We start from the raw sequence: 13,060 nt of genomic DNA, 5'->3' as shown, positions 1-13,060 counted from the left end.
GCTTGATACGGCTTGTCAACAGTGTGATCTGGCCGGGGTTCAACGGAACCTCGCTACCGCCATGGCTGGAGGCCGCCCTCCAGGAGAACCTCGCCGGGGTGGTGTACTTCTCTCAAAATATTGACGACGACGATCCCGGGCAGATTCGCCGGCTGTCGGCGAACATCCGCGCACTCAACCCGCACGCCCTCATCGGCTCTGACGAAGAGGGCGGGAACGTCACGCGCCTCCAGTCCGTCCGCGGATCCGATTTCCCGGGCGCCGCAGCACTCGGCGTCGTCGATGACACCGGATCCACTGCAGAGGTGGGACGGGCACTCGCCCACCTGGCACGGGCCGCCGGGATCAACGTGGTCATCTCCCCCGTGGCGGATGTCAACACCAACCCGGACAACCCGGTCATTGGTGTGCGCTCCTTTGGATCTGACACGGCCCTGGTATCGCGGCATGTTGCGGCGATGGTCCGCGGCATCCAGTCCCAGCGGGTGGCCGCGTGCGTGAAGCATTTCCCCGGACACGGCGATACGAGCAGCGACTCCCACGTCTCCCTCCCCAGGGTGGAACTGAGCCTCGCAGAGATGGAACGGGATCACCTTCCACCTTTCCGCGCAGCGGTGGAAGCCGGCGTGATGGCGGTGATGAGCGCCCACATTGTGGTGCCGGATCTTGGCGAAGAGCCAGCCACCTTGAACCGGACCGCGCTGAACCTGCTCAGGAACTCCGGCTTTGGATCCCTCATCATCACCGACGCGCTGGACATGGCGGCGGTGAGGTCCACCGTCGGATCGGGGCCGGGTGCCGTGATGGCGCTGCAGGCAGGAGCCGACCTGTTGTGCGTGGGCAACCCGTCCAACCTTGGCCCCAAGGGTGGAACCTCGGTTGACGAAGACGATTACCTGGAAGTCCGGAACGCTCTGTTGAACGCACTCGCTTCGGGCGCCTTGAACACCGCCCGGCTGGAAGAATCCGCAGCACGCATTAAACAGTGTGCGGCCTGGACCCGCACCGATGCGGAACCGTTTGAAGGCGGCACGGACTGGACGCGGCTCGCCGGGAAGGCGATCAACACGGAGCCCCTCGACAATGCGGTAAATCTCCGGCAGGTGCATGTCCTTGATGCGCGCGCCCAGCGCAACATGGCCGCCGGACCACAGACCGATGTGTTCGCCGCCGCCTTCGCCGCACACATCGATGTCCACCAATTGCACGTAGGCAGCCCCGAGTCCGTAGCAACGGCTGTCGCGGAGCTCACCATCACTGCGGACACGGCCGTTCTGGTACTGACGGACAACCTGTCAACCGGTGGAACCCAGCTGACCGCCGCCCGCGAGACGCTCCGCTTGGTGCCGGACGCCGTCGTCGTCAATGCCGGGGTGGCCCCCGCTGATTCGGGGCTGCGTGTGATCCACACCCATGGCGCCTCCCGCGCCACCGCCGCGGCCCTCGCTGACCGTTTGCTCGGCAGGCGCTGACCGTATGCGGATCATGTCGCTGCAGTCCGGGACCTCCGCCGATGGGATTGACGTCTGCGTTGTGGATATTACGCGGGATGGCGACGCACTCTCGTTGCAACCGGTGGCGTTCCGCACCCGGCCCTGGCCCGAGGCGCTGCGCACCCGAATCCTGGACGTCTGCTCCGATACACCCACCACCACGGGCGAGCTCACCCAGCTGCATGCCCTCCTGGGCCGGGAATTCGCGTCGGCCGCCCTGGAAACCTCCGCCACCTTGGATCATGGGTCGGATGCGGTGGAGCTGGTCGTCTCACACGGCCAAACCGTGCACCACTGGGTTGAGGGCGGGGTGGCGCAGGGGACGCTGCAGTTGGGTGAACCGTCATGGATCGCCGAGGCCACTGGCATCCCCGTGCTCGCCAACCTCCGCAGCGCCGACATAGCCGCCGGCGGCCATGGCGCTCCGCTCATGGGCATGTTCGACCGGCTGTGGCTGAGCTCCCGGGCAGCACAGTCCGGCCATTCACTGGCTGCCGTCAACCTCGGTGGGATTGCCAACCTCACCGCGGTTCACCCGGATGGGACCGTTGGATGTTGGGACACGGGTCCAGCCAGCTGCCTGCTCGACCCGCTGGTTCAGCGCGCCACCGATGGAGCACAAACGTACGACGACGGCGGGCAGCTGGCCCTCGCCGGTTCAATTCACAACGGCCTCCTCGCGGAACTGACCGCGCACCCGCATTTCCACGCCGCTCCGCCCAAATCCACCGGACGTGAAACTTTCACCCTGGGCTGGGTTGACTCTGCCGTGGACAAATTGGGGCTCCGCCTCCCGGTTCAGGACCTGGCGGCAACCCTGACCAAACTCACCGCCGTGACCATTGCAGACTCGGTTCCCCAGGGCACGCAGGAACTCATCGCATCGGGCGGTGGAGTGCACAACCAGGCCATGCTCAGGGCAATCAGCCGGCTGTTGGAACCGGCCGGAACCCTCCTGAGCACCAGCGCATCACACGGGGTCGCGCCGGACGCAAAAGAGTCCTACCTGTTTGCCCTGCTGGGCTATCTGAGCTGGCACGGCCTGCCCGCAACCCTGCCGGCCCTCACCGGCGCACGGTCGGCGCGGGTCCTCGGCCAATTCGTTCCAGGGCACAGCCCGCTGTCCCTTCCCGCGCCCGTCCGCGCCGTCAACCACCTGACGGTGGCTCTGCCGGACCTGCTGCACCACCCGTCCATCCCATCCCTCGAAGGAACGGCCATCCCGTGAATCCAGCATCCAGCATCACCACAGACACCCACGCGGCCCTCCGTGATGAACTGGCAGGGCTGGCCACCGAGCAGTCCAATGCCCATGCTGCTGATCTGGATGTGCGCAGCAGCCTTGACCTGGTCACAGCCATGAACAGGGAAGACGCCACGGTTCACGCAGCGGTGGCCTCGGTGGCACAGGCAATAGCGCAGGCGGTGGACGCCGCCGCAGAACGGCTTGCGCGGGGCGGACGCCTCATCTACATGGGCGCCGGAACAGCAGGTCGGCTTGGAATCCTGGACGCGAGCGAATGCCCTCCCACCTTCGGCGTGGATCCTTCCCGGGTGGTCGGAGTGATCGCGGGAGGACCCGGCGCAATGTTCACTGCCGTTGAGAACGCCGAAGATAAGCCGGAGGGGGGTGCGCAGGACGTCGCCCGGACCGGTGTCCGCGCCGATGATGTGGTGGTGGGCATCTCCGCCTCCGGACGCACTCCGTATGTTCTCGGCGCCCTCGCCGCAGCACGCGGTGCGGGAGCGCTCACCATTGGCCTTGCCTGCAATGCCGGCTCGGCCGTTGGACAGGCAGCGGACATAGCGATCGACGTTCAGGTGGGACCGGAATTGTTGTCCGGTTCAACCCGGTTGAAATCGGGGACGGCCCAGAAAATGGTCCTGAACATGCTCAGTACCATTGTCATGATCCGGTTGGGCAAGGTGTACGGGAGCCACATGGTGGACCTGATGGCCACCAACAACAAGCTGCGGGCACGATCCGAGCGGACCGTTATGCAGGTCACTGGAGTCCCGGCTGCGGATGCTGCCTCAGCCCTCGCTGCCGCAGGCGGTTCGGTGAAAGTGGCCATCGCCTGCCTGCTCACCGGGCTGGCACCCGATGCCGCCCGGGCGGCGCTTGACCAGAACGGAGGCCATCTGCGGGCTGCGGTGACCCAGACTGCAGAACGCAGCGACACGCCGCAGGAGGGCCTGTCCGCCTGACGCACCATTGACACTGCGTGTGACTCACGACACGCTATTTAAGGTCCCGATTCCTGGAGGTCTCCCATGTTCGCCCACCACGCCACCGCCGTCGTGCTCGCCGTCCTGCTCGCCGCAACAGGGGCAGCACTCCCCGCCCAGGCGAAACCGAAGCCGCCGGGCGATGCACCCCAAGCGCTCCAATCGCTGCGCGCTCCGGTCACAGATGAGAAATTCTACTTTGTGATGGCTGACCGGTTTGAGAACGGGGACACCGCAAACGACGACGGCGGGCTGGGAACCGATCCGTCAGTATCCGGTTTCGATCCCACCCGCAAGGGCTTCTATAACGGCGGCGATCTCAAGGGCCTTCTGGAGCGAATCGACTACATCGAGGGACTGGGCACCACGTCGATCTGGCTGACGCCGAGCTTCAAGAACAAAGCCGTTCAACCCGAAGACAATTCAGCCGGCTACCACGGCTACTGGATTACGGACTTCACCCAGATCGATCCGCACCTGGGCAGCAACGAGGATCTCAAGGCGTTGATCGATGAGGCGCACAGCCGCGGCATGAAGGTCTACTTCGACATCATCACCAACCACACCGCGGACGTGATCGGGTACGGGGAAGGCGCCCGCATGCCGTATGTGTCCAAGGATGCGGAGGCCTACCGGACCGCCGACGGCGAGGAGTTCGACGACCGTGACTTCGCCGGAACCGGTGAATTCCCTGCTCTCGACGCGTCCACTTCCTTCCCGTACACCCCTGAGCTGGAGCCGGGAGAGGAAAACCTCAAAGTTCCGTCCTGGCTGAACGATCCCACGCTTTACCACAACCGGGGGGACACCACCTTTGCCGGAGAAGACGCGTACTACGGCGATTTCTTTGGCCTCGATGACCTGTTCACCGAACACCCCACCGTGGTGGAGGGAATGAAGGACATCTATCAGACCTGGATCGCTGATTTTGGCGTGGACGGCTTCCGCATCGACACCATGAAGCACGTCAATGACGAGTTCTGGCAGGACTTTGGACCGGAGGTGCTGTCCTTCGCCCGGGAGCAGGGCAAGGACGAGTTCTTCATGTTCGGCGAGGTGTTCGACACCACCAAGGACTTCACCTCGCAGTTCACCACCCGGAACCAGATGCAGTCTGTGCTGGACTTCCCGTTCCAGGAGGCGGCCCGCAGCTTCGCCTCGCGCGGCTCGGCTGCCAGCCAGTTGGAGGAATTCTTTGTTGGCGACGACTGGTATACGGACGCCGATTCCAACGCCTACAGCCTGCCCACGTTCCTGGGCAATCACGACATGGGGCGCATCGGCGGGTTCATCGCGGCGGATAATCCGGGCGCGCCGGAAGCCGAGTTGATGGCCAGGGACGGCCTCGCCCACGAACTGATGTACTTCTCGCGCGGCAACCCCGTGATCTACTACGGCGACGAGCAGGGATTCACCGGCCCCGGCGGGGACCAGGATGCGCGGCAGACCCTGTTCGCCAGCCAAGTGCCGGATTATCTCGACGACGACCTACTCGGCACCGACGCAACCCATGCCACGGATAACTTCGACGAAGGGCATCCGCTGTACCGGAAGATCAGCGACCTGGCGCAGGTGACCGGGGAACACCCCGCGCTGCGCAACGGCGCGCACCAGCACCGCTACGCAGCCGAAGGGCCGGGCATCTACGCCTTCTCCCGCATCGATGTGAAGAAGCAACGCGAGTACGTTGTTGCCGTCAACAACAGCGAGCAGGAGCAGACGGCGGACATTCCCACCTTCATGGCGAAGAAGAACTTCACCAAGGTCTACGGGGACGGCAATCGCAGGCTGAGCTCGGACCGGGATGGAACTGTCACCGTCACCGTTCCGCCCCTGTCCGCCGTCGTTTATGAGGCGTCGGGCCGCATTCCGCGCTCCAAGGAGGCACCTGCCGTCGTCCTCGGAACTCCCGCACCCGCTGCCGAGGACAACGGGCGGATGGAGGTAACGGCCGACGTCGATGGCAGTTCCTTCTACCAGGTCACCTTCGAAGCGCGCACGGCTGGTGGGTCATGGGAGCCGATTGGCACAGACGATAACGCACCGTACCGCGTGTTCCACGACGTCACCGAACTGTCGCCGGAAACACCCATCGAGTACCGGGCAGCGGTGCTGGACAACGCCGGACACGCCTCCGTGAGTCCGGTGGCTGGCGCGGTGGTTCCTGCACCGGTGCTGACCCTGCAATCGCCTGGGGAGGCCAGCAGCGTCGACGGCGCGGTCGAGGTCAGCGCCATCGCGGATCCGGAGCGGGCCTCGCATGTGGTCTCGTTTGAGCGGAGCGTGGACGGTGGCGAGTGGACCGGCCTCGGCTCCGATGACTCCTCCCCCGCCTACACCGTGTTCGACGACGTCGCCACCCTCGCCGAAGGCGCTCAGGTCCGCTATCGCGCACTCCTTAACGGGGCGGTGAGCGAGGTGCGGACAGTGACTGTGGGCGCGGGCGAGGTGGTGCAGCCCGGGGCGGTCTCAGTTCCCGGCAGCTTGAATTCGGAGATCGGCTGTGCGGGCGATTGGCTGCCGGACTGCGATCAGGCTCAGCTCACTCTCGAAGCGGACGGCATGTGGCGGCTGACCGTTGACCTGCCTGCAGGGAACTACGAGTTCAAGGCCGCGATCAACCGCAGCTGGGATGAGAGTTACGGAGTGGGTGGAGGCGGCACCAATATTTCATTGGTGCACGACGGCGGCCCGGTCACCTTCACGTACGACCACGGGTCACACATCATCAGCGCGGAGTAGTGCCGGGTCTTAGAGCCACTTGTTGCGCTTGAAAGCCCAGTACAACGCGGCGCCGAGGGCAAACATCAGGACGAGCGCGAAGGGGTAGCCCAGCGTCCAGTGCAACTCCGGCATGACGTCAAAGTTCATCCCGTACACGGAGGCAACAAGCGTCGGGGCAAAGAGGATTGCCGCCCAGGAGGAAATCCTCTTGACCTCCTCATTCTGGGCGAGCGACGTCTCGGTCATGCGCGTCATTTCCTCGTTCTGGCGCTGCGCCACCAGGGTTGAATGGACCGTCAACGCGTTCTGCAGGAGCGTCCGGAACGTATTGACCTGCTCAACCAGGCGGATCACATGGTCGTGGACATCGCGCAGCCGGCGGCCAAGCTCCTCCTCCACGTTGTACTTGTCCGAGCCGCGCAGCAGCGACTCCATCATGATCTGCAGCGGCTGGGTGGCCCGCTGGAACTCGATCACTTCCCGGTGGAGTTCGTAGATGCGGCGGGAGACATCCGGGTCGCCGCCAAAGAGCTCATCCTCAATTTCGTCAATATCATTCTCCAGACCGTTGACCACAGGCTCGTATTCGTCCACCACCTCGTCCAGGATGGCGTACAGCACCGCCTGGGGACCCATGGCAAGTAGCTCGGGGCTGGCCTCAAGCCGCCGCCGCACAATGCCTAGATTGGGTGACTCTGCATGCCGGACTGTCACCACGAAGTCCCTGCCCACAAAGACGTGGAGTTCGCCGAATTCTACTTTCTCCTCGTCGTCGAGATAGCGGGCGGGTCGGAGAACCGCGAAAAGGGTTTCCTCGTAGCGCTCCAGCTTTGCCCGCTGGTGGCCCTTCATGGCGTCTTCCACCGCCAGATGATGAAGACCAAATTCGCTGGCCACCGACTGAATTTCATTGTCATCGGGACGGTACAGGCCAATCCAGGCCATCCCGTTGGACTCGCGCATCAGTTCGAAGGTTTCGTCCAGGCTTTTCGGATCCGTGCGGCGCTTGCCGTCCACATATACTGCGTTATCCACCAGCGTCATGTTGGGGTGTCCAGACTTCTGAGGGTGTCAATCAGCAGTTTGCGCTCCTGCACCTTGATGCGCTCGTGAAGGGATTCTTCGGTGTCATCCGCCAGGACGGGAACTGCGGTCTGCGCGAGGATGGGACCGGTGTCCACTCCGGCGTCGGCAATCATCACCGTGCACCCGGTGACCTTGACCCCGTACGCGAGCGCGTCCCTGACCCCATGGGCGCCGGGAAAGCTAGGCAGCAATGCGGGATGCGTGTTGAGGTAGCGGCCCGGAAAACGGTCCAGGAAGGTCTGATCGACAATGCGCATGAAGCCGGAGGAAACCACATAGTCCGGCGCATACGCGGCGGTTTTGCTGGTCAACTCGGCATTCCAGTCCTCTCGGTGTTCGAAGGACTTGAAATCAACCACGAATGTTTCAATACCTGCCGCGGCGGACCGTTCAACACCAAAGGTTCCGGGCCGGTCCGCCCCCACGGCGGCGACCTCCACGCCCAGTTCGCCCGACTGCACGGCATCGATCACGGCCTGGAGGTTGGAGCCGGTACCGGAAACCAGGACAACTATGCGCATGCGTCAACCTTAGGCCGGACTCTCACCTAGGGTTAATCCATGAGCACGCACGGGCCGCAAAGCCCTCCCGAGACGTCCGCCAAGGAAACTGCGGGAACCCGGACGCAGTTGACTGTCTTCATACTGCTCCTCGTTGCCACCATGCTGGCCGCAAGTTTCCCGTTGCCCTGGAAGGTGCTCGGCCTCATGTTTGCCCTCGCGGCGCTGACAGTAGGCATCATCGCGCTGGTTGGAACCATCCGGCATAGGTTGCCCCGTCTGATGCGCATAGCCACGATCGCCGGCTTGGTGGCGTCGCTCTTCTTCACCCTGGGCACCGGGGCTCAAATAATTCTCTGGCCGGTGGTCCAGCAGTACGAGGAATGCTCAGCCACGGCGCTGACCTCAAAGGCCCAGGGCACCTGCGAAGACAACCTCCGCAATCTGGACGGTCTGCTCTCCAACTGAATCTGGGGAGGGGGCCGCTCACATCCTTGAAAGGAATGCCCGCCATGGTCGATATACAGACCGAAATCCTGATCGATCGTCCACGTGAAGCTGTTGCCGCATTCTCGGGTGATCCTGCCAACGCACCCCAGTGGTATGTCAACATCTCCTCGGCGGGATGGCAGACCGGGGCAGGCTTGGCCGTGGGCGCCCGCATTGCCTTCTCTGCAGCGTTCCTTGGCCGAAACCTTTCCTATGTGTATGAGGTAGTGGAACTGGTTCCTGGCCAAAAGCTCGTCATGCGCACCGCGCAGGGACCGTTTCCCATGCAGACCACCTACACCTGGAGTTCCGTGGACCCCAATACCACCCGGATGACTCTGCGGAATGACGGAAAGCCGAGTGGCTTCTCAAAACTGCTGGCTCCGCTGGTCGGCGTCACTATGCGCGCCGCCAACACCAAAGACCTGAAGAATCTCAAACGGATCCTCGAATCCAGCTAACACCGGGCTTACAGTGGGAAGATGCCGCTGCGTTCCCGCCTGACCCAGGCCGCCGTCGTCGTCATTGTCCTGACCGCTGCCAAGCGTGCCAGCGTGCGGTGGGGTGTGACCGATGCGGAGGTACAGCGGACACTCCCGGGCGATGAGCTCATCCCTTCTGCCGGAATTGTGATGGACCGCGCATGCACCCTGGAGTGCACCACTGCGCAGGCCTACCCGTGGCTGGTGCAGCTGGGCAAGGGTCGCGCCGGCTGGTACCTGCCCCTCTGGGTGGACAGAGCGCTCATCCCGGTGGACCGGCGGGCCGCACGACACATCGATCCCGCGCTGCAGGATTTGGCGCCCGGGGACCGCGTTCCGGATTGGGGACGCGGCAATCCCGAGCTGGAAGTGATCTCGCTGGATCCACCGGGATCGCTGGTTTTTGTTACCCGACGCGGCTCGGTCACCGCGAGTTGGACCCTGCAGCTGGAGGACGCTGAACCAGGCCGCTGCAGGCTGCATGCACGGCTGCGGGCCAACCACCTGTCGCGTCGGATGCCGGTGCTGGTGGGCACGGCCGCCGGCCTGTTCGATCTGCTGACGCTGCTGGGCTTGTTTGCAGGCCTGCGTGAACGGGTCAGCGGCGCGGTTCCCGCTCCAACAGCGGCCCCGCGGCATAGCCGATAACGACGCCGACAGCCACCTCCGCTGCCACCCACAATGCCGTCCACAACGGGTCCGGTCCCAGATCCACCAGCCGTCCGATCCCCAGTGAAGCCCGGGAGACCCAGGCGAGCAGGCCTGCCGCGATCCCGGAGACAATGCCCACCTGCAGCCCCAGGCACACGGTGGAGAGGGAGGCGGTGAACCATCGGGCATCGACCTTGATCTCCAGCCATTCATCGAAGTGGTTCTCGCCCTCCCGGAAAAACCACCAGCCCGCCAATAACCCGGCAACCACCGGGATTGCCAGCGCGGCGAAGCCGTACTCCAGCGCACCGGCCGGGATGGCGCCCAGGATAGGAACCGCAGGCAGCGGGCCGGCTGATGTTGCCAGCGGACTGATGGAGCTGCCCGTTCCCAGCGCAAATCCGGCGCCCGAGGACCAGCTGGCGGCCCAGACAACAAGGTTCGGCAGGAAGCCCAGCTGTGCCAGGGTGAGCACGCTTCCGCCGACCATTCCGGCGTCGAGCCTCTCGTAGATTGCCACGACGCTGGCCCAATGAAGCCCAAGGGTGACGGCAAGGAGCAGCGCGGAGAACCCCAGCGTTGCCGTGATCCCCAGCAAGCCTGCCCGGACAACAGACCACATATAGGACCCGGTCCACCGCGAGTGCTGGCTGGTCCTTGCAATCCAGGAGGCCAGGTCTACGCCAATGAGCCGGCTCCACGCGCCGGCCTCACGGTACGCTCCGGTCACAGCACCCAGCCCCGCGGCGATCAGCGGGATCAGCGCGCCAGCCACCAGCGACGCCGATGCCTGTCCGTCGTCACTTAGGTATGCAGCGCCCAGGCCGCATAGCGCGTAGATACCCAATGCACCCAGCATCGCCTGCCACAGCTGATCCGTGTACGAGGCCCGGGCAAGCCGACGCCCGGCACGCCAGGCGAGCAGGAAAGGGATCAGCGCGAGGCCCAGCGGTACGGCGCTCAGCACGCCGGTGGCACCGTCCGGCAGGTTGAACTGAATCGGCACGCCGTGCATCACCAACCAGCCCTGTGCAGCCAGCCGCGCGGAATCGAGCGCGTCCCGGCCCGCAAACCCGCCGGACAACCACACGGCGGCAACCGGGACGATTACCAGCAGTGCGGAAATGACGGCAGCCTGCCCCAACTCGAAAACACCCTGCAGCCACAGGGGCATGGACAGAGCGCGTTGGCCGGGTACGCGAGTGGGAAGTTTCATCCCTTCAATGGTGCCATTGGGTGCAGCCCCGGTGGCTGAGCGACTCGGCGCAGCCTGCGTGAGCGTTCCGGATCCGCGTCAGCAAACCGGAGATCCGTGAGCGGGATACTGCTAACGGATCTCCGGATCGCGTACGAAAAAGGCGTCAGCCCTACCCGAACAGGTCCAGCAGCCCGCTGGTCAGCGCCGTCGCCGCTCCGAGGAAGGCGATGACCACTACGGCAATCCGTGCGTGGTCATCGCGGATGAAGCGGGATAGCTTCTCCCCCGCGAAGATGCCGCCGATGATCGCGGGCAGGATGACAACCCACATCCATCCGTCCAACGGCGGCATCCGGGACGGGTCAACCAGGAGCTTGACCGTAACCGTCACCAACCCCATGACCATGAAGAACGGCTGCAGGGTTGCGGCAAACGGACGCTGGGGCCACCTGGCAAGCAGTGCATAGGCGCTGACCGCCGGGCCTCCCACCCCTGCCATCGAGTTGGTCAGCCCTGCGGCAATGCCGGCAACAACCTTGGGCGGATTCCCCTGCACCACCACCGCTGAGCGCTGCAGCACCAGTGAGGCGGTCAGGGCAGCCAGAACGACGGCGCCGACTGTCACCGCGAGCGGCGCCGAGGGCAGGTAGACGGCAGCGATGGACCCGGGAATCGACCCGAAGACCGAGGGGATCACCAGCCAGCGGAACATGCTCCAGTCAATGTCCTTCCACACCCGCGGCACGATCAGAGCCGAAGACACCACGCCACAGATGTTCACCAGGATCACGCCCTCATGCGGGCCGAGGATCAGCACCAGGAACGGGGAAATGAGCAGCGCAAACCCCAACCCGGCAATGCGCTGCGCAACAGCACCCAGCAGGATGAGGGTGAGAACAAGGAAGAAGAGACCAATCGCCACCCTTGATACAGTACGCCGGGGCAACAGTTAGGCTGGAACAATGTCGAACCCAGCAACGGCCCTGAACATCGCGGATTGGCGCAGGCGGGTGTTCGAGTTGTACCGGCAGGTGAGGGAGATCACGGAGTCCGGTTCGCCGTCGTTGGCGCACGCGCATTGGCGCACTGAACGCGACCGCCTGTTCAAGGGACACCCGGCATCGCCCCTCGATGCGAACGCAAAGGCGCAGTTCAGCGGACTCACCGTGGCGGGTTACCAGCCTGACTTCAGGTTTGAGGTGGACATTAACGACGGCGGCGCCGGGCAGACCATGGACGTTCCCACCGGGACGGACGGTGTGGTGCCGTTTGAGCGTCTGGGCACGGTGGAGCTCGACGGCGTGGGCAGGCTGGCGCTGTGGCGGTTGATGTCCTACGGCGGCGGGCTGTTCCTCCCCGTCCGCGACTCATTGGCCGGCGCCCCGGAAGGAACCTATGGCGGCGGGCGCTACCTGCTGGACACCGTAAAGGGTTCCGATCTTGGGACCCGGGATAGCCGTCTGATCATCGACTTCAACTTTGCATACAATCCGTCCTGTGCCTATGACGAACAGTGGGCCTGTCCCCTGCCCGGGCCGGACAACAGGCTGGAGGCCGCACTGCCTGTCGGGGAGATGTACGCGCAGTATTAGCGTGGCTTAGGTCCGCGCCCGGTACAGATCCCGCAGCAGGGCAATTTCCGCGCCGTGGTGCAGCAGCTCCTGATTCACCCACCAGACGGTGTCGATGAACACGTCTTCCGGATCGCTGCCGTCTGGGTAGGTGCTGTAGCCCGCGGTATCCAGGGCGGCGTTGTCCGCGCCGGCGAGAGTTCCGTGCCAGGCTTCGGCGGCTTGATCGAAGGCGGCGACGGCCTCAGCGGCGGTGCCGAATGCCTGCACCTCATCGCTCTGCAGGGAGCGGCTTCCGGTGGTGTAATCCGCCCGCATTGACAGCTGCCCGGTGAGGTGGTTGAGGCGCCAGGCGATGGTGGTGACCGGAGGCGGCCACGGGTGGGGCCGGCCGCCGTCGCGCCCCCACTCTACTGCGCCCGCCAGCAAACTCGCTCCGGGCGCGGGTCCCGCCGAACGTCGACGCACCGACCAGGCGTCCGTTACCGGCAGATTGCCCTATTGGGCCTTCTCTGAAGTGATGCGCGCTGTCCGCTTCGACGACACCGCTGAACCTGCGAAGCGACCCGATGTTGCAGATCTGGAGGCCCCATGCCTCGAACGCGAGGCAGATCGACCGCGATGGTTCTGGTCGGCG

Annotated in this window: 13 protein-coding genes; 8 read left to right on the top strand and 5 right to left on the bottom strand. The window is 64.6% G+C overall.

Going from position 1 to position 13,060, the window contains the following annotated elements:
- The first annotated feature begins 2 nt into the window (after positions 1-2).
- From Y708_RS0118085 to Y708_RS0118070, 4 genes are all read left to right on the top strand, one after another.
- Positions 3-1,472: a glycoside hydrolase family 3 protein gene (locus Y708_RS0118085; RefSeq protein ID WP_253905873.1), complete on the top strand. Its 1,470-nt coding sequence runs from the start codon at positions 3-5 to the stop codon at positions 1,470-1,472.
- Between the two features lie 13 nt (positions 1,473-1,485).
- Positions 1,486-2,721: an anhydro-N-acetylmuramic acid kinase gene (locus Y708_RS0118080; protein WP_216699830.1), complete on the top strand. Its 1,236-nt coding sequence runs from the start codon at positions 1,486-1,488 to the stop codon at positions 2,719-2,721.
- Entirely contained in the window at positions 2,718-3,701 is a 984-nt protein-coding gene (murQ, locus tag Y708_RS26150; RefSeq protein WP_051479147.1) for an N-acetylmuramic acid 6-phosphate etherase, read from the top strand. Before Y708_RS0118080 ends, murQ begins: the two co-directional genes overlap by 4 nt.
- Positions 3,702-3,767: 66 nt before the next feature.
- The gene (locus tag Y708_RS0118070; protein WP_035776770.1) at positions 3,768-6,464 is read left to right on the top strand and encodes an alpha-amylase family glycosyl hydrolase; all 2,697 of its coding nucleotides are present in this window, start codon (positions 3,768-3,770) and stop codon (positions 6,462-6,464) included.
- Positions 6,465-6,473: 9 nt separating this feature from the next.
- Here Y708_RS0118070 and corA read toward each other — a convergent pair whose 3' ends face one another.
- Both corA and purN read right to left on the bottom strand, forming a co-directional pair.
- Positions 6,474-7,490, bottom strand: a complete 1,017-nt coding sequence (corA, locus tag Y708_RS0118065) for a magnesium/cobalt transporter CorA (RefSeq protein WP_028281012.1) — start codon at positions 7,488-7,490, stop codon at positions 6,474-6,476.
- Positions 7,487-8,053, bottom strand: coding sequence for a phosphoribosylglycinamide formyltransferase (gene purN / locus Y708_RS0118060; RefSeq protein WP_028281011.1), 567 nt, complete (start codon positions 8,051-8,053; stop codon positions 7,487-7,489). The genes corA and purN overlap by 4 nt, the downstream gene beginning before the upstream one ends.
- Positions 8,054-8,092: 39 nt before the next feature.
- On the opposite strand from purN, the gene Y708_RS0118055 reads away from it, so the two are divergent.
- From Y708_RS0118055 to Y708_RS0118045, 3 genes are read left to right on the top strand one after another with little or no spacing between them, the layout of a single operon-like run.
- The gene (locus tag Y708_RS0118055) at positions 8,093-8,500 is read left to right on the top strand and encodes a hypothetical protein (RefSeq protein WP_035776769.1); all 408 of its coding nucleotides are present in this window, start codon (positions 8,093-8,095) and stop codon (positions 8,498-8,500) included.
- 44 nt (positions 8,501-8,544) lie between these two features.
- A complete protein-coding gene (locus Y708_RS0118050; protein ID WP_028281009.1) occupies positions 8,545-8,982 on the top strand; it encodes an SRPBCC family protein in 438 nt (145 codons plus the stop codon).
- A 21-nt stretch (positions 8,983-9,003) separates the two neighbouring features.
- On the top strand, positions 9,004-9,651 hold the full coding sequence (locus Y708_RS0118045; protein ID WP_051479146.1) for a hypothetical protein: 648 nt from the start codon (positions 9,004-9,006) through the stop codon (positions 9,649-9,651).
- Here Y708_RS0118045 and Y708_RS0118040 read toward each other — a convergent pair.
- Positions 9,602-10,870 (bottom strand): cell division protein PerM, encoded by a 1,269-nt coding sequence (locus tag Y708_RS0118040; protein ID WP_028281007.1) that lies wholly within the window; start codon positions 10,868-10,870, stop codon positions 9,602-9,604. The two genes, Y708_RS0118045 and Y708_RS0118040, sit on opposite strands and share 50 nt — an antisense overlap.
- Before the next feature lie 151 nt (positions 10,871-11,021).
- Positions 11,022-11,774, bottom strand: a complete 753-nt coding sequence (locus tag Y708_RS0118035) for a sulfite exporter TauE/SafE family protein (RefSeq protein WP_028281006.1) — start codon at positions 11,772-11,774, stop codon at positions 11,022-11,024.
- 40 nt (positions 11,775-11,814) lie between these two features.
- Between Y708_RS0118035 and Y708_RS0118030 the strand changes: the two genes are divergently transcribed.
- Positions 11,815-12,444 (top strand): DUF1684 domain-containing protein, encoded by a 630-nt coding sequence (locus Y708_RS0118030; RefSeq protein WP_028281005.1) that lies wholly within the window; start codon positions 11,815-11,817, stop codon positions 12,442-12,444.
- A 6-nt stretch (positions 12,445-12,450) separates the two neighbouring features.
- Here the strand turns inward: Y708_RS0118030 and Y708_RS26145 are convergent, their stop codons facing one another.
- Positions 12,451-12,852, bottom strand: coding sequence for a DinB family protein (locus Y708_RS26145; RefSeq protein ID WP_216699829.1), 402 nt, complete (start codon positions 12,850-12,852; stop codon positions 12,451-12,453).
- Positions 12,853-13,060 lie beyond the last annotated feature (208 nt).

Source organism: Arthrobacter sp. H5 (assembly GCF_000520595.1).
In the GTDB taxonomy this organism is placed as follows: Bacteria; Actinomycetota; Actinomycetes; order Actinomycetales; family Micrococcaceae; genus Arthrobacter_D.
This window is presented reverse-complemented; position numbering and strand designations above follow the sequence as displayed.